This window comes from Vibrio sp. 1180_3 (genome assembly GCF_029478545.1).
Classification (GTDB): domain Bacteria; phylum Pseudomonadota; class Gammaproteobacteria; order Enterobacterales; family Vibrionaceae; genus Vibrio; species Vibrio aestuarianus.
Genome location: NZ_SJFM01000001.1, coordinates 343,392 through 366,956, shown reverse-complemented (window position 1 = coordinate 366,956; position 23,565 = coordinate 343,392). Strand labels below are relative to the sequence as shown.

At 43.3% G+C, this 23,565-nt stretch carries 15 protein-coding genes, 1 tRNA gene and 3 rRNA genes; 13 read left to right on the top strand and 6 right to left on the bottom strand.

The window, feature by feature from the left end; all coding sequences use genetic code 11:
• From EYW48_RS01625 to rrf (EYW48_RS01610), 4 genes are all read left to right on the top strand, one after another.
• Window positions 1-2,551, top strand: a 23S ribosomal RNA gene (locus EYW48_RS01625); the annotation flags it as partial.
• Between the two features lie 83 nt (window positions 2,552-2,634).
• Window positions 2,635-2,750 (top strand): 5S ribosomal RNA (gene rrf / locus EYW48_RS01620).
• A 69-nt stretch (window positions 2,751-2,819) separates the two neighbouring features.
• Window positions 2,820-2,895, top strand: a tRNA-Thr gene (locus tag EYW48_RS01615).
• Window positions 2,896-2,925: 30 nt separating this feature from the next.
• Window positions 2,926-3,041, top strand: a 5S ribosomal RNA gene (gene rrf, locus EYW48_RS01610).
• 44 nt (window positions 3,042-3,085) lie between these two features.
• Here rrf (EYW48_RS01610) and EYW48_RS01605 read toward each other — a convergent pair.
• The 5 genes from EYW48_RS01605 to leuA all read right to left on the bottom strand — a co-directional run bounded on the left by EYW48_RS01605 (window position 3,086) and on the right by leuA (window position 8,796).
• A complete protein-coding gene (locus EYW48_RS01605; protein ID WP_277431789.1) occupies window positions 3,086-3,868 on the bottom strand; it encodes a DUF547 domain-containing protein in 783 nt (260 codons plus the stop codon).
• A gap of 113 nt (window positions 3,869-3,981) precedes the next feature.
• The gene (leuD, locus tag EYW48_RS01600) at window positions 3,982-4,584 is read right to left on the bottom strand and encodes a 3-isopropylmalate dehydratase small subunit (protein WP_274684272.1); all 603 of its coding nucleotides are present in this window, start codon (window positions 4,582-4,584) and stop codon (window positions 3,982-3,984) included.
• A 10-nt stretch (window positions 4,585-4,594) separates the two neighbouring features.
• On the bottom strand, window positions 4,595-6,019 hold the full coding sequence (leuC, locus tag EYW48_RS01595; protein WP_171979754.1) for a 3-isopropylmalate dehydratase large subunit: 1,425 nt from the start codon (window positions 6,017-6,019) through the stop codon (window positions 4,595-4,597).
• Window positions 6,020-6,080: 61 nt separating this feature from the next.
• Window positions 6,081-7,172, bottom strand: a complete 1,092-nt coding sequence (gene leuB / locus EYW48_RS01590) for a 3-isopropylmalate dehydrogenase (protein ID WP_053310703.1) — start codon at window positions 7,170-7,172, stop codon at window positions 6,081-6,083.
• A gap of 76 nt (window positions 7,173-7,248) precedes the next feature.
• Window positions 7,249-8,796, bottom strand: a complete 1,548-nt coding sequence (leuA, locus tag EYW48_RS01585) for a 2-isopropylmalate synthase (protein ID WP_053310704.1) — start codon at window positions 8,794-8,796, stop codon at window positions 7,249-7,251.
• 397 nt (window positions 8,797-9,193) lie between these two features.
• Here leuA and EYW48_RS01580 point away from each other — a divergent pair, with 397 nt between their 5' ends.
• The 9 genes from EYW48_RS01580 to ilvN all read left to right on the top strand — a co-directional run bounded on the left by EYW48_RS01580 (window position 9,194) and on the right by ilvN (window position 21,995).
• Window positions 9,194-9,844 (top strand): TetR family transcriptional regulator, encoded by a 651-nt coding sequence (locus tag EYW48_RS01580; RefSeq protein WP_277431788.1) that lies wholly within the window; start codon window positions 9,194-9,196, stop codon window positions 9,842-9,844.
• Between the two features lie 2 nt (window positions 9,845-9,846).
• A complete protein-coding gene (locus EYW48_RS01575) occupies window positions 9,847-11,157 on the top strand; it encodes an HlyD family secretion protein (protein ID WP_277431787.1) in 1,311 nt (436 codons plus the stop codon).
• Complete coding sequence (locus EYW48_RS01570) at window positions 11,154-14,255, top strand: efflux RND transporter permease subunit (protein WP_277431786.1); 3,102 nt, start codon at window positions 11,154-11,156, stop codon at window positions 14,253-14,255. Before EYW48_RS01575 ends, EYW48_RS01570 begins: the two co-directional genes overlap by 4 nt.
• 166 nt (window positions 14,256-14,421) lie before the next feature.
• Window positions 14,422-14,955: a phosphatase PAP2 family protein gene (locus tag EYW48_RS01565; protein ID WP_277431785.1), complete on the top strand. Its 534-nt coding sequence runs from the start codon at window positions 14,422-14,424 to the stop codon at window positions 14,953-14,955.
• Window positions 14,952-15,998: an MJ1255/VC2487 family glycosyltransferase gene (locus EYW48_RS01560; protein WP_338062561.1), complete on the top strand. Its 1,047-nt coding sequence runs from the start codon at window positions 14,952-14,954 to the stop codon at window positions 15,996-15,998. Before EYW48_RS01565 ends, EYW48_RS01560 begins: the two co-directional genes overlap by 4 nt.
• A 344-nt stretch (window positions 15,999-16,342) precedes the next feature.
• The gene (leuO, locus tag EYW48_RS01555) at window positions 16,343-17,302 is read left to right on the top strand and encodes a transcriptional regulator LeuO (protein ID WP_053310710.1); all 960 of its coding nucleotides are present in this window, start codon (window positions 16,343-16,345) and stop codon (window positions 17,300-17,302) included.
• Window positions 17,303-17,497: 195 nt separating this feature from the next.
• Entirely contained in the window at window positions 17,498-19,306 is a 1,809-nt protein-coding gene (locus tag EYW48_RS01550; RefSeq protein ID WP_277431784.1) for a long-chain fatty acid--CoA ligase, read from the top strand.
• Between the two features lie 453 nt (window positions 19,307-19,759).
• The gene (locus EYW48_RS01545; protein ID WP_277431783.1) at window positions 19,760-21,499 is read left to right on the top strand and encodes an acetolactate synthase 3 large subunit; all 1,740 of its coding nucleotides are present in this window, start codon (window positions 19,760-19,762) and stop codon (window positions 21,497-21,499) included.
• 1 nt (window position 21,500) lies between these two features.
• On the top strand, window positions 21,501-21,995 hold the full coding sequence (ilvN, locus tag EYW48_RS01540) for an acetolactate synthase small subunit (RefSeq protein ID WP_053310713.1): 495 nt from the start codon (window positions 21,501-21,503) through the stop codon (window positions 21,993-21,995).
• A gap of 103 nt (window positions 21,996-22,098) precedes the next feature.
• On the opposite strand, the gene serA is transcribed toward ilvN, so the two are convergent.
• Window positions 22,099-23,328: a phosphoglycerate dehydrogenase gene (serA, locus tag EYW48_RS01535; protein WP_053310714.1), complete on the bottom strand. Its 1,230-nt coding sequence runs from the start codon at window positions 23,326-23,328 to the stop codon at window positions 22,099-22,101.
• Window positions 23,329-23,565 lie beyond the last annotated feature (237 nt).

Here is a 23,565-nt window from a genome sequence, read left to right as displayed (position 1 = left end):
TCATTCTAAGTGAAAACGAGTAAGGCGGGACACGTGATATCCTGTTTGAATATGGGGGGACCATCCTCCAAGGCTAAATACTACTGACTGACCGATAGTGAACCAGTACCGTGAGGGAAAGGCGAAAAGAACCCCTGTGAGGGGAGTGAAATAGAACCTGAAACCGTGTACGTACAAGCAGTAGGAGCAGGCTTTGTCTTGTGACTGCGTACCTTTTGTATAATGGGTCAGCGACTTATATTCAGTGGCAAGGTTAACCGTATAGGGGAGCCGTAGGGAAACCGAGTCTTAACTGGGCGCTTTAGTCTCTGGATATAGACCCGAAACCGAGTGATCTAGCCATGGGCAGGTTGAAGATTGAGTAACATCAATTGGAGGACCGAACCGACTAATGTTGAAAAATTAGCGGATGACTTGTGGCTAGGGGTGAAAGGCCAATCAAACTCGGAGATAGCTGGTTCTCCCCGAAAGCTATTTAGGTAGCGCCTCGGACGAATACTACTGGGGGTAGAGCACTGTTAAGGCTAGGGGGTCATCCCGACTTACCAACCCTTTGCAAACTCCGAATACCAGTAAGTACTATCCGGGAGACACACGGCGGGTGCTAACGTCCGTCGTGGAGAGGGAAACAACCCAGACCGCCAGCTAAGGTCCCAAATTACTACTAAGTGGGAAACGATGTGGGAAGGCTCAGACAGCCAGGATGTTGGCTTAGAAGCAGCCATCATTTAAAGAAAGCGTAATAGCTCACTGGTCGAGTCGGCCTGCGCGGAAGATGTAACGGGGCTAAGTAGTAAACCGAAGCTGCGGCTGCAATCGTAAGATTGTGGGGTAGGGGAGCGTTCTGTAAGCCGTTGAAGGTGTGTTGTAAAGCATGCTGGAGGTATCAGAAGTGCGAATGCTGACATGAGTAACGATAATGGGGGTGAAAAACCCCCACGCCGGAAGACCAAGGGTTCCTGTCCAACGTTAATCGGGGCAGGGTAAGTCGACCCCTAAGGCGAGGCTGAAAAGCGTAGTCGATGGGAAACGGGTTAATATTCCCGTACTGCTTATAATTGCGATGGGGGGACGGAGAAGGCTAGGTGGGCCTGGCGACGGTTGTCCAGGTTCAAGTGCGTAGGCTAAGAGACTAGGTAAATCCGGTTTCTTGTTAGGCTGAGACACGACGTCGAGCACCTACGGGTGTGAAGTCATTGATGCCATGCTTCCAGGAAAAGCCTCTAAGCTTCAGATTATAAGCAATCGTACCCCAAACCGACACAGGTGGTCGGGTAGAGAATACCAAGGCGCTTGAGAGAACTCGGGTGAAGGAACTAGGCAAAATGGTACCGTAACTTCGGGAGAAGGTACGCTCTTGGCGGTGAAGTCCCTAGCGGATGGAGCTACTGAGAGTCGCAGATACCAGGTGGCTGCAACTGTTTATTAAAAACACAGCACTGTGCAAAATCGTAAGATGACGTATACGGTGTGACGCCTGCCCGGTGCCGGAAGGTTAATTGATGGGGTTAGACTTCGGTCGAAGCTCTTGATCGAAGCCCCGGTAAACGGCGGCCGTAACTATAACGGTCCTAAGGTAGCGAAATTCCTTGTCGGGTAAGTTCCGACCTGCACGAATGGCGTAATGATGGCCACGCTGTCTCCACCCGAGACTCAGTGAAATTGAAATCGCTGTGAAGATGCAGTGTACCCGCGGCTAGACGGAAAGACCCCGTGAACCTTTACTACAGCTTGGCACTGAACATTGAACCTACATGTGTAGGATAGGTGGGAGACTTAGAAGCGCAGTCGCTAGATTGCGTGGAGTCGTCCTTGAAATACCACCCTTGTAGTTTTGATGTTCTAACGTTGGCCCCTAATCGGGGTTGCGGACAGTGCCTGGTGGGTAGTTTGACTGGGGCGGTCTCCTCCCAAAGAGTAACGGAGGAGCACGAAGGTGGGCTAAACACGGTTGGACATCGTGTGGTTAGTGCAATGGCATAAGCCCGCTTAACTGCGAGAATGACAATTCGAGCAGGTACGAAAGTAGGTCATAGTGATCCGGTGGTTCTGAATGGAAGGGCCATCGCTCAACGGATAAAAGGTACTCCGGGGATAACAGGCTGATACCGCCCAAGAGTTCATATCGACGGCGGTGTTTGGCACCTCGATGTCGGCTCATCACATCCTGGGGCTGAAGTCGGTCCCAAGGGTATGGCTGTTCGCCATTTAAAGTGGTACGCGAGCTGGGTTTAGAACGTCGTGAGACAGTTCGGTCCCTATCTGCCGTGGGCGTTGGAAGATTGAAGGGGGCTGCTCCTAGTACGAGAGGACCGGAGTGGACGAACCTCTGGTGTTCGGGTTGTTACGCCAGTAGCATTGCCCGGTAGCTAAGTTCGGAATCGATAACCGCTGAAAGCATCTAAGCGGGAAGCGAGCCCTGAGATGAGTCTTCCCTGGCACTTTAAGTGTCCTAAAGGGTTGTTCGAGACTAGAACGTTGATAGGTTGGGTGTGTAAGCGCTGCGAGGCGTTGAGCTAACCAATACTAATTGCCCGTGAGGCTTAACCATACAACACCGAAGGGGTTTTGTGGGCTCAATTAAAGAACATTGAATGTGAAGAACGAAGACAGCTTTCCGAATTTAAGAATTTGCTTGGCGACCATAGCGTTGCGGACCCACCTGATTCCATGCCGAACTCAGAAGTGAAACGCAATAGCGCCGATGGTAGTGTGGGGCTTCCCCATGTGAGAGTAGGACATCGCCAGGCTTTAATTTTAAAAAGCCCGTTTGAGAAAACGGGCTTTTTTAGTCCTCTTGGACGATATGTATATAGTGTGCTGATATGGCTCAGTCGGTAGAGCGCACCCTTGGTAAGGGTGAGGTCCCCAGTTCGATTCTGGGTATCAGCACCAGTTTTAAGCTCTGTAGCTAAAAAGAATTTACTTGGCGACCATAGCATTGTGGACCCACCTGATTCCATGCCGAACTCAGAAGTGAAACACAATAGCGCCGATGGTAGTGTGGGGCTTCCCCATGTGAGAGTAGGACATCGCCAGGTTTGAATTACGAAACCTCAGCAGAAATGCTGAGGTTTTTTGCTATCTAACGCACATTATTTAATTTCCAGTCATAGTGATAGCTAACGTCTCTTTTAGTATCTTTTAGAGTCTTATTATATCGTGCTAGATGCTGAAAAAGTTGCTGTTTTGTACCAAAGTCCTCAGAAAACCAGTCATAAATAGAAGAGAGTACCAATTTATCATTGGTGAGCTTTGCTCCTTTTTCACTATTAATAAACTCAGTTGCTGACTTTTCTAGCAACGGTTGAGTATTCTTAGCTGTGAAAGCTTGCTCTTGTAAGTTTGGGCACCCTAAACTGGCACAGTTGATAGCGTAGTGGGTACGTGGGTCTTTCCAAATCGGTCTTAAAATTCGATGTTCAATATCATTGAGAGTCAGTTCTTTTTGATTAATGTTAATGATCTTTTGTTCCCAAGGACCAAATGAAAACAAGCCTCCAAGTTTGGTGATGGATGAAATTGGGTAATTGTCGACTACCAAGTTAACTGTTAATGCGTTGTATAAATTAACCCAATAGGCATATTGTTCCGCTTTTGTGTATTCTCTTGGGTCAAGTTTGGATAGCTGTGAAATATATTGCTCTAAATGTGTCTTATCTTTTAAATTTACATTTTTATAGTCAAAGAGATTATTGTGATCGTCTTTGATTAAATAGCTATCAAGCGTTGTCTGCCAAACTTGATGTGAAATGGTCTGTGTGCTTTCTTCGTTACTGTGATTCCAGTAATCCCATAATTTCGATTTTGGTGCGGACAATACGTTTGTTGAACTAAGTGTTAAACATAGTGCTAATAGATATTTCATTATTCACCTCTCATTTCATATCCTATATGACCTAGACAGCATTTGATAAATTTCAGATAAAATAAAAGGTTGATGTATTTACACCAACCTTTGAGAATCGAAAGTGATAATAACTATTTCAAAAAGTTAGGAATCTTTGCTTCATAAGCAGCGATTTTTGCTTCATGCTGTAGCGTTAAACCAATATTATCTAGCCCATTAAGCAAGCAGTGGCGACGAAATTCATCAATTTCAAACGGGTATGTTTTGCCATTCGCTTTCACTTGCATTAATTCAAGGTCCACGGTTACTTGTGCGCCTTCATTTTCTTCTACAAATTGGAAAATCTCATCCACTTGTTGATCGGTAAGGCGTACTGGAACCATTTGGTTATTGATAGAGTTTCCATAGAAAATATCGGCAAAACTTGGAGCGATCATGACTTGAATACCGTAGTCCGCTAAAGCCCATGGAGCATGTTCTCTTGATGACCCACAGCCAAAGTTCTCACGGGCAACTAGAATACTCGCGCCTTGATAACGAGGTTTGTTCATTACAAAGTCTGGGTTGGGCTGTTCACCTGCATCATCTAGAAAGCGCCAATCATGGAAAAGGTGCTTACCAAAACCGATACGATTAACTTTTTGTAAAAATTGCTTAGGAATAATTGCATCTGTGTCGACGTTCGCTGCATCAAGAGGAACGACCAATCCTGTATGTTGTTTAAAACCTGACATTGGTAATCCCCTATGAGTTTAATACTGAAGAATGAATATCACGGATATCGACAAAATGCCCTGCGATTGCAGCAGCAGCAGCCATTGCTGGACTCACTAAGTGTGTGCGTCCATCACGACCTTGCCGACCTTCAAAGTTACGGTTTGATGTCGATGCACAACGTTCTCCAGCACCGAGTCTGTCATTATTCATCGCTAGACACATTGAACAGCCAGGTAAACGCCACTCAAAACCAGCCTCAATGAAGATCTTATCTAAACCTTCCTCTTCCGCTTGCGCTTTGACTTGTTCTGAGCCTGGAACAATCAGAGCCTGAACATGTGAAGCGACTTTCTTTCCTTTTGCTACCTGAGCAGCTGCTCGCATATCTTCAATACGAGAGTTTGTGCAAGAACCAACAAAGACTTTGTCTACTTTGTAGTCTGATAATGATTTACCCGCTTCAAGTCCCATGTATGCTAATGCTTTTTCTGCTGATGCTTTTTCTACTGGGTCAGCAAAACTATCTGGAGATGGGATCGCTTCGTCGACAGCTATAACTTGCCCAGGGTTTGTACCCCAAGTGACCTGTGGCTTGATGTCTGCTGCGTTTAGGGTTACGACTGCATCAAACTTAGCGTCATCATCTGTTTTTAATGTTTTCCAGTACTCAATTGCTGCATCTAAATCGGCTGCTTGAGGAGAGAACTTACGTCCTTTTATGTAATCAAATGTGGTTTGATCGGGAGCGATAAGGCCCGCTTTTGCTCCAAGTTCAATCGCCATATTACATACAGTCATACGACCTTCCATTGAAAGGTCGGTAATCGCTTGGCCACAAAACTCAACGACATAACCCGTACCGCCAGCCGCTGTTGTTTTACCAATAATTGCTAAGACAATATCTTTTGCTGTAATACCAGGTGCGACTTTGCCTTTAACTTCTATTTTCATTGTTTTAGCACGAGCTTGCTTCAGGGTTTGAGTAGCAAGTACATGCTCAACTTCTGAAGTGCCAATACCAAAGGCTAGAGAACCAAATGCGCCGTGTGTTGCGGTGTGTGAGTCACCACAAACGATCGTCATACCCGGTAAAGTGATACCTAGCTCCGGCCCCATAACATGCACAATACCTTGGTATTTATGGTTCAAGTCATAGAGGGTTACGCCGAACTCTTCACAGTTTTTAGAGAGAGTTTCCATTTGGATACGTGCCATTTCACCCGATGCGTTGATGTCTTTGGTAGTGGTTGAAACATTGTGATCCATGGTGGCGAAGGTTTTATTAACTTGGCGTACTTGGCGACCTTTTTCACGCAGGCCGTCAAAGGCTTGTGGGGATGTCACTTCATGGACAAGGTGTCGGTCAATATACAGGATCGGATTTTCGCCTTCCGCTGCGACAGCAACGTGAGCATCGTAGATTTTTTCGTATAAGGTTTTTGCGTGTGACATTGCTTCTTCCTTGAGCTCCGAGAGCTTTATAGAGTTCTAGGCAACAGCCTAGAACTACCAATTATGAATTTAAAATATACGTGGCAATCTTATCGCCCATTTCTGAAGTCGAAAGCGCTGGTTTACCGCCAGAGAGATCGGCAGTTAGCTCTCCTGCTGATAGAGCTTTAGACACTGCATTCTCGATATCTTGCGCAGCGTCTTCTTCGCCCAAACTATAGCGAAGCATGAGGGCTGCCGATAAGATTTGAGCCACTGGGTTTGCGATGTTTTTACCAGCGATATCTGGCGCACTGCCACCTGCAGGTTCGTATAAACCAAAGTTGCTCTCATTTAGACTTGCGGATGGCAGCATGCCCATTGAGCCAGTGATCATTGCACATTCATCTGAAATTATGTCACCAAAAATGTTTGAACACAGCATGACATCAAATTGAGATGGGTCTTTAATTAGCTGCATTGTCGCATTATCAATATAAATGTGTGAAAGCTCCACATCTGGGTAATCTTTGGCAATGCCTTCAACGACTTCACGCCATAAAATAGAACTTTGTAGTACGTTTGCTTTATCTACCGAGCATACTTTCTTGCGACGTAGGCGTGCTGATTCAAAAGCAATTTTGGCGATACGTTCGATTTCGTAGCGATGGTACACTTCAGTATCAAATGCTTTTTCATTTGCTCCTTCACCTTCACGACCTTTAGGCTGACCGAAGTAGATCCCACCAGTGAGTTCACGGACGACGACAATATCAAACCCACGAGCCGAGATATCAGCGCGTAGTGGTGAGAAATCTTCTAAACCAGAATGGATCTGTGCTGGACGTAAGTTACAAAATAGCTGGAAATGTTTCCGCAGAGGAAGAAGGGCACCACGTTCAGGTTGATCGTTGGGTGGTAAATGTTCCCATTTAGGGCCTCCGACTGAACCGAATAATACGGCATCCGCTTCTTCACAGCCTTTAACCGTACTTTCTGGTAATGGGCAGCCATGGTTATCGATGGCAATCCCACCGACATCATGCTCTTCACGAGCAAAGCGAATACCATGTTTTTTTTCAATAGCATCTAATACTTTATTAGCCTGTTGCATTACTTCAGGCCCGATCCCATCCCCGGCTAGAACGGCAATTTTGTACGTTTTGTCTGTCATGTGAATCCTTTACTATTTTAATATTTGGGGTTCCTAAACAGAGCCTAAACCGATTTAGGCTCTGTTTCTAGGGACTTTAAACGGTTGCGACTTTCTTTTGCTTAATTTCTGCAATTTGGTCTGCGCGATGAATGCTATTGATAACGTGTAATAGCGCTTGTCCTGATGCTTCTACAATATCCGTTGAAACGCCAGTACCGTGATATTTACGCCCTTTATAGTTGGCAATAATATCAGCTTGACCAAGGCCATCTTCGCCTTCGCCTTTGGCGGTAAGGTCGAATTTATCCAACACAATGTCATAACCGGTTAGGCGGTAAATACATTGATATAGAGCATCGACAGGACCATTGCCGACGGCGGCTTCGCATTTTTCTTCATCGCCACAAAGTAGTTTAATACTGGTGGTTGCCATGACACTACCAGATTGGACACTCAAATAATTTAACTTATAAAAATCATCTTCATCACGCAGATTAGAGAAGTGCATCAATGCTTCTAAATCGTAGTCAAATACTTGTCCTTTTCGGTCGGCTAACTTCAAGAAATCTTCATACAATGCGTTCAAATTGTATTCGTTCTCGTTGTAGCCCATGCTGTCCATATGGCTCTTAACGGCGGCTCGGCCACTGCGGCTAGTTAGATTTAGTGCCTGATTTTTTAGACCGATGGATTCCGGTGTCATGATTTCATAAGTATTTTTATTTTTTAGCATGCCATCTTGGTGAATGCCCGATGAGTGGCTAAAAGCGTTGGCACCGACAATGGCTTTGTTGCTTTGAATTGGCATGTTGCAAAGCTGGCTGACCAATTTACTGGTGCGGTGGATCTCGTCATATTTAAGCCCAGTATGTACGCCCAATAACTCCTGACGTGTTTTGATGATCATCGCGATCTCTTCAAGAGAGCAGTTACCTGCACGTTCGCCGATGCCATTGATGGTGCCTTCGACTTGACGTGCGCCGGCTTGTACCGCTGCAATGGAGTTTGCAACTGACATTCCTAAATCGTCATGACAATGTACCGAAATGATGGCTTTATCGATGTTCGGTACGCGATTAAATAGAGTTTGAATGATGCCGCCAAATTCACTCGGTACGGTATAGCCAACCGTGTCTGGAATATTGATAGTGCGTGCTCCGGCATCAATCGCGGCTTCTACCATTCGACATAAATTATCAATAGGTGTACGGCCCGCATCTTCACAAGAAAACTCAACATCATCGGTGTAATTACGAGCATGTTTTACCGCATTTACCGCCATTTCAACTACATCATCATAACTACGTCGAAGTTTATCCTGTACGTGGATTGTTGAAGTTGAAATAAAAGTATGAATACGAAAAGCGTCGGCAACTTTTAAGGCTTCGGCAGCGGCATCAATGTCTTTGGCTACTGCTCGTGAAAGTGCACAGATTCGGCTATTCTTAATATGTTTTGCAATGGTTTGTACTGATTCAAAATCACCAGGAGATGAAACAGGAAATCCCGCCTCAATTACATCGACACCTAAGCGTTCGAGTGCGTAAGCAATTTGCAGTTTTTCTTTAACGGTTAGACTTGCTGACAATGCTTGTTCGCCATCTCGCAATGTGGTGTCGAATATAATGACTTGATCGTTCATGTTTGCTCCCTCGTACCGATAGTTAATCGTTTACTTCCCGAATATAGTTATAAAAAAACCCGCATCTCAGTGCGGGTTTTTTGTAATCTTGTGTGGTGTTTTTCTTCCACAACCTACCCGCGCGAATGGTTCACGATAAGGAGCAGGCCCAGCAGGTTAGAAAAACAAAATGTCATAGTTAACATTCCACAAAATTAAGTTAACAAATTAGTACCGTACTCGACCTAACACGTCAACCATTAAGTTGTTTTTTTATGCATATCGGATCAGTTTTCATCAAAACGAGGTGAAAGTATAAATTAATCACTTGATGAAATAGTGATTAATAATAAAAGTACTGATTCAAAATACATCGCTCTATAATTAATCGAATGATTAATATCTAGGATATTGATATATGGCAGATACACCAAGAAAAGTCGGGCGGCCCAATGAAAAAACACAAACACGAGAAGCATTAATTCAACATGCTAGAGAGCTGTTTGTGGTGATGCCATATGACAAAGTATCAACACGTTTAGTGGCACAGAAAGCAGAAGTGAATGTGGCGATGATTCGATACTATTTTGGTAGTAAGGCTGGGTTATTTGAAACTATGCTGCGTGAGACCTTGATGCCGATGCAGCAGAAAATGCGAACTTTGGTTGCAAAGAGTAGCCATAAAAATCTGACTGAATTAATGAGAACCTTTTTTCATCAAATGATCAAAACTCCACAGTTTCCGCGTTTAGTTTCGCAAGTTATGCATATGTCCCCTTCAGACACTCAACGTAAGTTGATGGAGAAAGTTTTCTTAGATGTCGCTAAACCAATGCTAGACGTGATATTTGAAAAACTGATGCAGCAAGGTGTTATTCGACCTGATGTTGACCCACAATTGTGCCGAATGTCGCTGATTAGTCTGATGGTCTTTCCCTTTATTGCTCCGCCAGCATTGCTTGCTATACATGGTATTGAGTTAACCGATGATTTCATTAACCGCTTGTATGAACATAATATTTTACTTATGGCGCAAGGGTTTATTCTACCCACACCATCTAAGGATTAATGATGAACATTAACCGCAAACTCCTTTTCTTTCCTGCTTTCGCTGTTGGTGTTGTTATTTTGGTTTTGGCTATCAATCTGCGTCCTGACTTACCAGTAAAACCAGCGATTGATCGTGCACGTTTAGTTGAAACTGTACCTTTAGAGTTGAAAGCGGTGGCACCGTTGGCGATTGGTTTTGGTAGGGTTTCCCCAAAAGTTGAATGGAAGGCGATTGCTGAAGTTTCGGGCAAAGTGGTGTACAGACATCCAAAACTCGAAAAGGGACAAGTGTTGGCTCAAAATACCGAAATTTTACGTATTGATCCTCTCGATTATGAGTTGAAGTTGACTCAAGCCGAGGCCGACCTTCAATCCAGTAAAACCTCGTTGTCGAAGCTGAATCAAGAAGAGCGGAATTTAAAACAAACTTTGCAGATTGAGAAAAATCGCCTAGACATTAGCCGTAAAGAATTGGAGAGAAAACAGAATTTAATCAAACGTGGTTTAACTTCTCAGTCTGATCTTGATCAACAGACTCAAACCACACTCTCACAACAGAAAGTGGTCCAAGAAATTGAGAATCAGATATCGCTGATGCCTGATGAAAAGAGAGTTGCGCAAGCGGTGATCAAAGTGAATCAATCAAAATTGGAAGAGGCGCAGCGCTTGTTAGAAAAGACCCGTATTATTTTGCCTGAAACAATGCGGGTGGCTGAAGTTGAAGTTGAACAGAATCAAGTGATCAATATGCAACAGACGATGGTTGTAGCTCATGGTATGGATATCATGGAAGTGGAAGCGCATTTGTCTATTCATGATTTGCAGACTTTAGCGGCTAGCATTGGCGAATTCAGCCGTGATGAATCGGGTATTCCTCAGCTGGATATGAGTTTTATCAATGCGCATATTGAACTGAACAGCGGTAACTTGCGTGCTCGTTGGCCTGCCAAAGTGGCGCGAGTAAGTGAGACTGTTGATCCTAGCCAAGCAACGGCCGGAGTGATTTTGGAGGTGACGCAAGATTATCGCGACTTGCAACCCTCAACTCAGCCTCCTTTAGTCAATGGTATGTTTGTCAAAGCTGAGATCGAAGGGCAAGAAAATCCAAGCTGGGTTATTCCAGAGCGAGCATTGCACGGCGATAAAATTTATATTAAAGATCAAGAACAACGCCTACAAATCAAACCTGTTAAAGTGCTTTATCGCCGCGATAATCAAGTGATTATTGACGGTGATCTTGAGCAAGGTCAGCGCCTGATCTTAAACGATCTTTTACCTGCGATTGAAGGTATGTTGTTACGTGAATCTGAGACTGAGGAGAGCACCTCATGATTCGATTCTTCGCTCGCCACCCAACGGCCGCCAATTTATTGATGATGTCATTGCTGTTAATTGGTTTTGTGTCGTTGCCGAGCATTAAACGGGAAACCTTCCCTGAGTTTGACCCCCATTATATTACCGCAGGTATCGTCTACCCTGGTGCTTCACCACAGGAAGTCGAAGAAAGTCTATGCATGCGAATGGAAGATGCGGTCGATGGGCTAGCGAATATCGAAGAAACCCGCTGTGAAGCGGTTGAAGGTTCTGCGCGTTTGATTCTTAAGTTGAATGAGAAAGCTGATATTGGTCGCATGCTGGTTGATGTGCAGACACAGATTAATTCGATTAACGATTTTCCAACCGAAATTGAATTGCCAGTCGTCCAGGAGTTAGATTGGAATGAGCCCGTTGTCGACGTCGCGATTACAGCCAACACCACTTGGCCAGAGCTGAAAGCTTATGCAGAAAAACTAAAGCGCACGTTGAAGCTTGATTATGGCGTCTCACTGGTTTCAGTTAGTGGCTTTTCTGACCACCAATATCGAGTCGAACTTAATACTCAGGCCATTCGTCAATTAGGGTTGAGCGTGGGTGATATTGCCGCTCAAATTGGCAAGCAAAACGTTAAATTACCCAGTGGAAATATCGAAACTCAGGACAAAAATTTTCTGATTCGTTTTGATGAACGTCGTGTCACACCCCATGAGCTCGAAAGCATTATTATTGGCGCAGGCAATAATGGGTCTATGATCCGACTGAAAGATATTGCAATTATTACCGATCGCTTTGAACTTGATGAGCAAAAAGTGCTGTTTGATGGTAAAGCCTCAGCGTTGCTCAAGATCAGTAAAAATAAAGAAGATGATGCACTGCGCATCAAAGAGCGGGTGAGCCAATTTATTGAGGATCAACGCCAACTTGCTCCTGATGGTGTCAGCTTAGAGATGACGAATGATCTCTCATCCGTGTTGTGGGATCGCCTGACGATGATGGTGCGTAATGGCTGGCAGGGGATTGTGCTAGTTTTTGCCACTATGTGGTTATTCTTTAGCTTTCGCTATTCATTTTGGGTTGCAGCTGGTCTACCTGTTGCCTTTCTTGGTGGGTTATTTCTAATGGCAAACCTTGGTTTGTCAATCAACATCATGTCACTGGTTGGGCTGTTAATGGCGATCGGCATCATGATGGATGATGCAATTGTGATTGCTGAATCGATTGCTGCTCACCTAGAGCGAGGGCAAAAAGTGGATGAGGCAGTTATTAATGGCGTCAATAAAGTGTTGCCCGGAATATTATCCTCATTTTTGACCACTGTTTGTATTTTTGGCAGCCTGTTATTTCTCGATGGTGAAATGGGCGCTGTGTTGAAAGCCGTGCCGCAAGTATTAATTTTAGTGCTTTCACTGAGTTTGGTTGAAGCTTTTCTTATCTTACCCAATCACCTTTCTCACTCCTTAAAAAAGGAACGTAAAAAGCACCAAGTATTCAAATTTAAAGTGTTGCTACTGGAGCATTTTGAACGGTTCCGTAACACCACCTTGGTGAACGCTGTCGAAAAAGTTATCCAATTTCGTTACGCCTTTCTAGGTGCGGTATTTGCTTTGCTGCTTGCTTCGGTTGCATTGATTGTCGGTGGGGTAGTGAAGTTTCAGCCTTTCCCTGAAATGGATGGTGATATCGCAGAAGTACGGATTATTTTGCCCCCAGGATCTTCATTGAGCCAAACAGAAAAAGTAGTGGCAAAAGTGGTTGATTCAGCTCAGCGACTCAACCACGAGTGGAGTGCAAAAGTAGAAAATGGCACTAATCTTGTTGAGCATATTACCACTCAATTTAATGTAAACCGTGATGCAAATGAATCCGGACCACACCTTGCGACAGTGAGGCTTGATTTACTTGGTGCTGAAAGTCGTAATACCTTAATTGATCAATTTATTGATGCTTGGCGGCAAGATGTAGGGGAGCTCGCGGATCCTATTTCAATGGTTTACAAACAGCCGACCATGGGACCGGGAGGAAGAGCAATTGAAATCCGTGCGAAGCATGATGATTTAGCTGCACTAAAAGCGGCATCTTTAGATATTCAACAATACCTGAATCAATTTGATGGAGTGCATGGTGTACTTGACGATATGCGTATGGGTAAAGAAGAGATCTTAGTGAAATTGCTGCCAGGCGCTGAAAGTTATGGCGTGAATGGGCAAATGATCGCAGGGCAATTACGAGCCGCGTTCTTTGGGCAAAGCGCTGATGAAATACAGCTAGGGGTAGAAAATATCACCATCGAAGTGCGTTTAGATAAGCTAGAGGCGGCCGAACTTCAGCAGTTGGCCAATTTTCCTATCATTATGCCAGATGGTAGCCAACTTCCTTTAGCATCGATTGCGACACTGCAATTTCAACGTAATTATGTGCGCATTCAACGAGTGGATGGTCTAAGAACGATCAGCGTTTTTGGTGATGTGGAAAACAGTAAAGCCAGCTCATCGGCAATTATTGCGCAATTTCAGCGTGACGAAGCGCCGCGCTTAATCACTAAATACCCAGGTTTGCGTTTTGATTTTGAGGGTGAAGCCAAAGACACCGCTAAGACCGGCAGTTCAATGGGCAAAGGGTTCTTGATCGGGTTATTTGGTGTGTTTGCGATTCTCAGCTATCAGTTTCGCAGTTATTTAGAGCCAGTGGTCGTGATGACGGCTATTCCACTGGCCTTTATTGGCGTGGTTTGGGGGCACTTATTACTTGGTCACTCACTCAGCATGCCGAGCATTATGGGCTTTGTTTCATTGGCAGGGATAGTCGTGAATGATTCCATTTTGTTAGTGCAATACATTCGTCACCATGTTGATGAGGGTGAATCAGTACATGATGCTGTGGTTAAGGCGAGCCGAGAACGGTTTCGCGCGGTATTTCTAACCTCTATCACAACTGCAGCTGGGCTGCTGCCTTTGCTTTCGGAAACGAGTTTGCAAGCGCAAGTTATTCAGCCGCTGGTTATCTCTATTGTGTTTGGTATTTTTGCCTCAACGTTACTGGTTCTGTTTATGGTACCTGCAGCGTACGCAGTTTTAGCAGATTGGGGCTTGGTTAAGAAACACCAACATTTTTAAGCCTTATCGATAAAATCGATAAAGTGTATCTCTAGCTCTTTTGTGAATGGAAGGGCTAGAGGGAGTAATGTAAATTCATTCATTTTCAAACAAATGATCACGTATTTGTCATTTTAAACTTTTACGTTTAGAGCGTACGACGTTTATTAAATGACAGGAGTCACTTATGCGTGCCATCGGACAGATCATTAAGTTTGACGTAGCGTTTTCGCTATTTTGCTTACAACATCGTTTTAGCCAACCTGTGGCGCAGCTTAGTAAAGCTATCTCCCATACTGGAGATGGACATTTATATGCTGTGCTGGGAGGAATTGCATGGTGGTTAGATCCTATCCACGGATCTTTCTTCCTGATTGCCGGTTTAATTGCGTTTGCAATTGAACTTCCCATTTATTGGGCGCTAAAAAATAGCTTTCAACGCCGTCGACCTGAAGAATTTTCCTCATCTTTTACTGCATTTATTACCCCCTCAGACCGCTACAGTTTGCCATCAGGTCACACTGCGGCGGGTTTTGTTATCGCGATTTTAATTGGTCACTATTATCCCCATAGCTACGATTTCGCAATCACTTGGGCATGCTTAATTGGCGCATCTCGCATTTTACTTGGGGTTCATTTTCTAACTGATATCGTGATTGGTGCGTTGCTTGGTGTGAGTAGTGTGCATATTGCTTTATGGCTGGTGGAGAGAACGGTTTGAAAATTTTGTATGGAGTGCAAGGTACAGGAAATGGCCATATTGCTCGCTCTCGAGTAATGAGTGAAGCGTTTAAACAGACAGATATTGAAGTGCAATTTCTTTTTTCTGGTCGAGATAAGGCAAAATATTTTTCGATGGAGAGCTTTGGTGATTATCAAACCCGGCGTGGTTTTACTTTTGAAACAGAGCAAGGACAAGTCAACTATGTTAAAACGGCACTCAATAATAATTTGATGACATTCTACAATGAGGTCCGCCAGTTAGACCTTTCAGCGTATGATTTAGTAATTAATGATTTTGAACCGATTTCAGCATGGGCAGCGAAACGGCAAGGTATACCGTGTATAGGCATAAGCCATCAAAATGCTTTTCGTCATCAAGTACCAATCAAAGGGGCGAGTTGGTTGGATAAGACGATCATTGGACGCTTTGCACCTGCTGATTACTATCTCGGGTTGCATTGGTATCATTTTGACCAACCGATCCTTCCTCCTATTGTTTATCGTTCAGAGCAACATACATCTAACGAGCATTTTATTTTAGTCTATCTTCCCTTTGAAAATGTTGATGACATGCTTGAACTGCTGTGTCGTTTTTCAAAACAAGCATTTGTGTGTTATCACCCATTAGTGGTTGAAGAGTGCCATATTGAAAATGTAGAGCTACGTCCACTGTGCCATCAAGGTTTTCAATCTCATCTACATCGTTGCGATGGTGTTATTGCCAATGGGGGTTTTGAATTGCCTTCGGAAGCACTTTCTATTGGCAAAAAACTATTGCTTAAACCACTAACTGGTCAGTTTGAACAACAAAGCAATGTTGCGACACTTGAGAATCTAGGACTTGCATCATCAATGGATTTTCTGGACCCCTCGGCATTACGCGATTGGTTAGATGAAAAGCAGGTTGAGCGAGTGACTTATCCTGATGTTGCTAAAGCGATTGTCGAATGGGTACAACAAGGGCAGTGGGATAATCATCATGACTTGAGTCAATTGTTATGGCGACAAGTCGATTTTCCCACCTATGTTAAATTTAGCTAATATTGACCACGATTCTGATTTTAAACCGCAATCAATCAACCCTATGAATAAACGTCAAGTGTGGAAGCCAATTAATAAGTGTGCTCAATGCATTTGGTAAAACGTATAAATTTATGTGTTTTACGCTTTTTTATAAAAACACATCATACTGATTAATAAAGGGAATCTTTAAGCATGGATAAAAAAAACTGATATTTTATCAATCTTGTTGCTAATCGATAAATGCTTAGCAGATAGTAGCCTCCGGCCCAGTCATTGCTGGGTATGTATAACAATCACAGGTTATCTATTTCTAAGATATTAACTTTGACTATGTTGACGATAACAACAAGAGGCGTCCCCAAATGTTAGATAAAAAAGATGCAATGAGCGCTATTGCTAGTTACCGCATGGAAAGCACATTACGTGGTGTGGATCTAAACCTGCTGACTGTTTTTGATGCAGTAATGCAAGAACAGAATATTACTCGTGCAGCCCACAACTTGGGTATGTCTCAACCAGCAGTAAGTAACGCTGTTGCACGTTTAAAAGTGATGTTTAATGATGAGTTGTTCATGCGCCAAGGTCGAGGTATCCAACCGACACAACGTGCTCGTCAGTTGTTTGGTCCGATTCGCCAAGCACTACAACTTATTCGTAATGAGCTTCCAAGCTCTGTGTTTTCTCCAGAAACTTCGACTCGTTTATTCAAACTGGCGATTTGCAGCCCTTGTGATATGCGTTTTGCTCCAAGAATAATGTCTTCAGTGCATGAGCAGGCACCATCAGTACAACTTCATCTTGATGCGGAATTTGACCGTTTATTAGCTGAGCGTATGCGTTATCAAGAAATTGATTTCGTGATTGATTATGCTCGCTTTGATGAGCAAGGTTTCTCAAGTACCGAAATTTTCCAAGATGAATTAGTTGTGGTCGCTGCAAAATCTCACCCACGCATTGATGGTTTGGTTACTCCTGAAACACTGCTTAACGAAAAGCATGCCAAATTATCTCGAGTTCATGGTCAACGTAGCTTCTCTGAACAAGCTTATCGTGAACTAGACTGTGTGCCGTATTATGAAGGTACAAGCTTAAGTAATGTTCTGTACGTGGTTGGTCAGTCAGAATTGGTAACGATTGCTCCTCGTTGGATGGTAGAAAATGCAGCTAATCGCGATCAGCTACAAATTCTAGACTTCCCATTTGAAAATGGGCAAATCAGTGGCTATCTGAGCTGGCATGAATCAAGCGAAAAAGACAAAGGTCACATTTGGTTACGAGATCAATTGATGATGATTTGTGGTGAAGTTGTCGCATTAAACTAGGCTTACTGTATAAACTTAGTGGCTTGCTGATACTAGCCTGACGTCTCTTTAGCCTTGAACTAGAAATGCTAGTTCAAGGCTTTTTTATATAGAGAATTAATTGATAACTTTGACATCCGTCAGTTGCCTTTTTCGCTTTCAAATGTACACTTGTGCGCTCAAAAAGCTTACATGTGTAAGCCATAGGTAAAAATGATGCCCAATTTAAATTTTCATATCGTAAAACGAATCCGTGAACAGATAGCTAAAGGCTGTGATCGCGTTGCTCTAAAACACAAAATAGATAAAGAGTGGCACGGGATTAGTTGGAAGGAATTTGGACAACGTATTGACGCGATGTCGCTTGCACTGTTATCTCAAGGGATAAAAATCCAAGATAAGATCGGGATTTTTTCTAACAACATGCCGCAATGGACCATTGCGGATATTGCTTCGTTACAGCTTAGAGCGGTAACCGTTCCTATTTACCCAACCAATACCGCTGATCAAGCTAGCTATATTGTGCAAGATGCTGATGTAAAAGTGCTGTTCGTTGGTGAACAGGAACAATACGATGCAGCGATGAGCTTTTTTGACGAGTGTGAACAGCTCGAATTGATTATCGCCATGAGTGATAATATTGATCTTAAAGGGTTTGCCTCTGCAACTTATTGGCACTCTTTTATTGAATCGTCGACAGAGGAGCTGCAAGCTGAATTAGACGCTCGCCTTGAGCAGCTCAATATGGATGATTTACTGACACTTATCTATACCTCTGGCACAACTGGGCAGCCGAAAGGTGTGATGCTTGATTACGCTAATATTGCAGCTCAGCTTGAGGGACATGATGAGAGGCTAAATATCTCTAGCGATGATGTTTCACTGTGTTTCTTACCTTTGTCACATGTTTTTGAACGTGCTTGGACTTTTTATATTCTGTATAGCGGCGCAACTAACTGCTATTTACAAGATACCATGCAGGTACGTGATGCTTTGGGCGAGATAAAGCCAACCGTTATGTGCGCAGTACCGCGCTTCTACGAAAAAATATTTTCAGCTATTCATGAAAAAGTATCAAAAGCGCCTTTGATTCGAAAAGTACTTTTCACATGGGCGGTGAATATGGGGGCGAAGATGGCGTTATGTCATCAAGAAAATAGTCAACCTTCGTTGCTCCTTAAGAAAAGCTACGCCCTTGCGGATAAACTTGTGTTATCAAAATTACGCGCTTTGCTTGGCGGAAATATTAACTTTATGCCATGTGGTGGTGCTAAGTTAGATGAAACGATTGGGCGATTTTTCCATGCGATAGGCATCAACGTAAAACTTGGCTATGGAATGACGGAAACAACGGCTACGGTATCGTGTTGGGATGATAAATGTTTCAACCCTGATTCAATCGGCATGTCGATGCCTGGTGCGCAAGTCAAAATTGGTGAAAATAACGAAATATTGGTACGCGGTCCGATGGTGATGCGTGGCTATTATAAGATGCCAGAAGAAACCGCACTGTCGTTTGATGAGCAAGGCTTTTTGAAAACGGGTGATGCAGGGCATATTGATGAACAAGGGAATCTGTTTATTACTGACCGTATTAAAGAGTTAATGAAAACCTCTGGCGGTAAATACATTGCACCTCAGGTGATTGAAGGCGCTATTGGTAAAGATCATTTTATCGAACAAATTGCAGTCATTGCTGATACGCGTAAGTTTGTCTCGGCCTTGATCGTTCCTTGCTATGACAGTTTGGAAGAGTATGCGAAAGAGCTAAACATCAAATATCATGACCGACTTGAGCTGATTAAAAACAACCAAGTGGTTGAGATGCTAGAAAAGCGCGTCAATGATTTACAAAAAGAGCTGGCTAAGTTTGAGCAAGTGAAGAAGTTCAAATTATTACCAAAAGCTTTCTCAATGGACAAAGGTGAACTGACTCCAACGCAGAAATTGCGTAGGAAAGTGATTAATGATCGCTATCAAGATGAAATTGAAGAAATGTACAAAGAAAAGTCGAAACGCGATTAATTTTATCTAAGATAAATATTCAGTTGTTTAAAAATCCTCCATATTGATAGGTCTTCTATTTTGTGGGGGATTTTTTTGTTTTAATGGTATGGATAGAGGATTCGATTCCTTTAATCTACTCATTTTTTTGATGTTCAGTAGTGTTGGTTGAGAAATTTAACGCTTTATTTTGTTTTATTTTATTATTATTGAACTGATTTTTGGTGTTTGGTCGAGATAGTTATCTGAATTTGGCCCTTGCAACCTGATATTCTCCGAAATGTGCGCTATTGAACGTTAGACCCGATGATAAGAAAGGGTTAAAGTTGTTGCGTTACCTTGTTTTTTGTTATGACAAGAGCAAGACATAGCCGAAAGTGGAAAGTTTTCGAATTAGGCTACGAATAAGCCCTAGACTATGTAAAACCAGACCAATTCACTGACCATGTGAATGGCAACTGGTAAGGAGAAAAGATGGCAATGTTATCGGAAGAAAAGATGTTATCTGGTGCAGAGATGGTGGTTCAATCTCTGATCGAAGAAGGTGTAGAACAAATATTCGGCTACCCTGGCGGTTCCGTTCTTGATATCTACGACGCACTGCACGCCAAAACCGACCAAATCAAGCACGTACTGGTTCGCCATGAACAGGCTGCGACTCATATGGCTGATGGCTATGCACGCGCAACAGGAAAAGCTGGTGTTGTGTTAGTTTGCTCTGGACCTGGAGCAACCAATACCGTTACAGGTATTGCTACTGCCTATATGGATTCCATCCCAATGATCGTTATCTCTGGCAACGTGCCAAATAACCTGATTGGTAACGATGCTTTTCAAGAATGTGACATTGTTGGTGTCTCTCGACCTATCGTAAAACACAGTTTTTTGGTCAAAAAAGCAGAAGATATTCCTGAAACGATTAAAAAAGCTTTTTACATCGCATCCACAGGGCGCCCTGGTCCTGTTGTGATTGATTTACCTAAAGATGTGATGAACCCGCAGATCAAGCTTTCATACGCTTACCCTGAATCAATCAAGTTACGCTCCTATAACCCAACAATGTCTGGTCATAAAGGGCAGATAAAAAAAGCGTTGAAAGCATTATTAGAAGCAAAAAAACCAGTGTTATATATTGGTGGTGGTGCTGTTATTTCAGGGGCGGATCAATACATTTTAAAACTAGCAGAAACACTAAATTTACCTGTTGTTAGTACATTAATGGGGTTAGGTGCTTTCCCAGGAACTCATAAAAATGCGTTAGGTATGCTTGGTATGCATGGCATGTATGAAGCAAATATGGCTATGCATAACGCTGATTTAATTTTTGGTGTAGGGGTACGTTTTGATGACCGTACCACTAATAACCTTGAGAAATATTGCCCTAATGCGAAGATCATGCACATCGATATTGATCCATCGTCAATCTCTAAAAACGTTCCGGTTGATCTACCGATAGTTGGTTCAGCTGATCAAGTATTAGAAACCATGCTCAATTTGCTGGTGGAACAAGGCGGCACCAATGATGAGCAAGCGCTCGAACAATGGTGGCAAGAGATCCAAGTGTGGCGTGATCGTCAATGCCTTACTTATGAAACTTCTAGTGAACGGATTAAACCGCAGCAGGTTATTGAAACCTTACATAAACTAACTAATGGTGATGCGTATGTCGCATCGGATGTCGGTCAGCACCAGATGTTTGCGGCACTGTATTATCCATTCAATAAGCCGCGCCGATGGATAAATTCTGGTGGTTTAGGCACGATGGGTTTTGGTTTACCTGCGGGCATGGGTGTTAAATTCGCTATGCCAGAGGAAGAGGTCGTTGTTGTTACCGGTGATGGCAGTATTCAGATGAACATTCAAGAGCTGTCGACAGCATTGCAATACGATATCCCAGTTAAAATTATCAACCTCAACAACCGTTTTCTTGGCATGGTAAAACAGTGGCAAGACATCATTTATCAAGGCCGTCACTCTAATTCTTATATGAGTTCTGTACCGGATTTTGCTGCCATTGCGGAAGCCTATGGACACGTCGGAATTCGCATTTCAACACCAGATGAACTGGAAGCGGGCCTCAAAAAAGCGCTCGATATGAAAGATCGATTGGTGTTTGTTGATATCAATGTGGATGAAACTGAGCACGTGTACCCAATGCAAATTAAAGGCGAAGGGATGGATAAAATGTGGTTAAGCAAAACGGAGAGAACCTAATATGAGACATATTATTTCACTATTATTGGAAAACCAACCAGGAGCGTTGTCTCGTGTTGTTGGTCTATTCTCTCAACGTGGCTATAACATTGAATCACTTACCGTATCGCCAACGGATGATGAAACGCTATCGCGCTTAAATATCACAACCAAGAGCACTGAAATGCAACTTGAGCAGATCCAAAAGCAACTGCATAAGTTGATTGATGTGCTTAAAGTGCAAGAGGTTTCTGAGCTCGAGCATATTGAACGTGAGTTAATGATGGTTAAAGTGAAAGCGAGTGGTTTTGCTCGTGCCGAAGTGAAACGTACCGCTGATATTTTCCGTGGTCAGATTATTGATGTCACAGCATCACAATATACCGTTCAATTGACTGGAACGAGCGAGAAATTAGACGCTTTTATTCAGGCCTTATCTGAAGTAACTGATGTTATCGAAGTAGCGCGTAGTGGCGTGGTTGGCATTGCTCGCGGAGAGCGAGCACTTAAAGCGTGATTGATTAACAATCGGCAATGAAAGAGGCCACAATTGTGGCCTCTTTACTTTTACCCACATTCGCCATCCTCTTTAAAGGTAGCGAATGTTGTCAACGTGCGGATTAGTGAAGAATACGCGCGCGAATTGTTCCTGCAATGCTTTTTAGTTTCGCTAATGCTTCTTCTGAGCGTGCCGTTTCTACATCGATAACCACATAACCGATCTCTGCAGATGTTTGTAGATATTGACCAGCAATGTTAATCCCTTCTTCGGCAAAGATGGTGTTAATTTGTGTCAGAATACCAGGGCGGTTTTCATGGATGTGCAGTAAGCGTGAACTGTTACGATGAATTGGCAATGATACTTCAGGGAAGTTAACGCTCGACAGTGTTGAACCGTTATCTGAATATTTCGCTAACTTGCCAGCAACTTCAATACCGATGTTTTCTTGTGCTTCTTGTGTTGAGCCACCAACATGAGGAGTCAGAATAACATTATCAAATTTCATCAATGGTGTTTCAAACGGATCTGAATTGGTTCCCGGCTCTTCTGGGAATACGTCAACCGCCGCACCAGACAAATGACCAGACTCTAAAGATTCGCATAATGCTGGAATATCAACCACAGTTCCACGAGCCGCATTGATAAAAATGGCTCCAGGCTTCATGCGTGCAAACTCCTCTTTGCCCATCATGTTTTTGGTGTCCGGAGTCTCTGGTACATGCAATGAAATGACATCACATTTATTCAATAGCTCACTCATGGTGTGAACTTGTGTCGCATTGCCGAGTGATAGCTTATTTTCGATGTCGTAGAAATAGACTCGCATCCCCAAGTTCTCAGCAATGATACCCAGTTGGGTACCGATATGGCCGTAACCGATGATGCCCAAGCGTTTACCACGTGCTTCGTAAGAATTATCGGCACTTTTTTTCCAGATACCACGGTGAGCCAGCGCATTTTTTTCAGGAATGCCACGCAACAGAAGTAATACTTGGCCGAGAACAAGTTCTGCGACACTGCGCGTGTTTGAGAATGGTGCGTTGAATACTGGAATACCGCGTTTTGCTGCTGCGTCAAGATTTACTTGGTTAGTACCAATACAAAAACAGCCAATAGCCACCAATTTCTCTGCGGCATTAATGACTTTTTCCGTCAAATTTGTGCGGGAACGAATACCGATGAAATGCGCATCTTTTACCGCTTCCAGCAGTTCAGCATCATCCAGAGAGCCTTTATGGTATTCGATATTGGTGTAGCCGGCTGATTGCAGTACTTCAACTGAAGAAGGGTGAAGTCCTTCAAGAAGTAGAATCTTAATTTTTTCTTTTTCCAGTGAAACTTTGGCCATTATTCTCGTCCTTAAAATGGAAAGGTGGGCAAATGCGGCGCACATAGAGCAAAAAAGTTAAATAAAGAGGATGATTAACCATTTTGTTGGAAGACAAACGTTTCCCTGTGCGTCTTCTGAACAATAAAGTAACAAACTTTTTTTGTTTTGGGTAAGAAAATTACGGAATAAGGAATAATTTTCTGCAAGATAGCCACGAAAAACGGCACCTAATGGTGCCGTTTGTAATCAAATAAC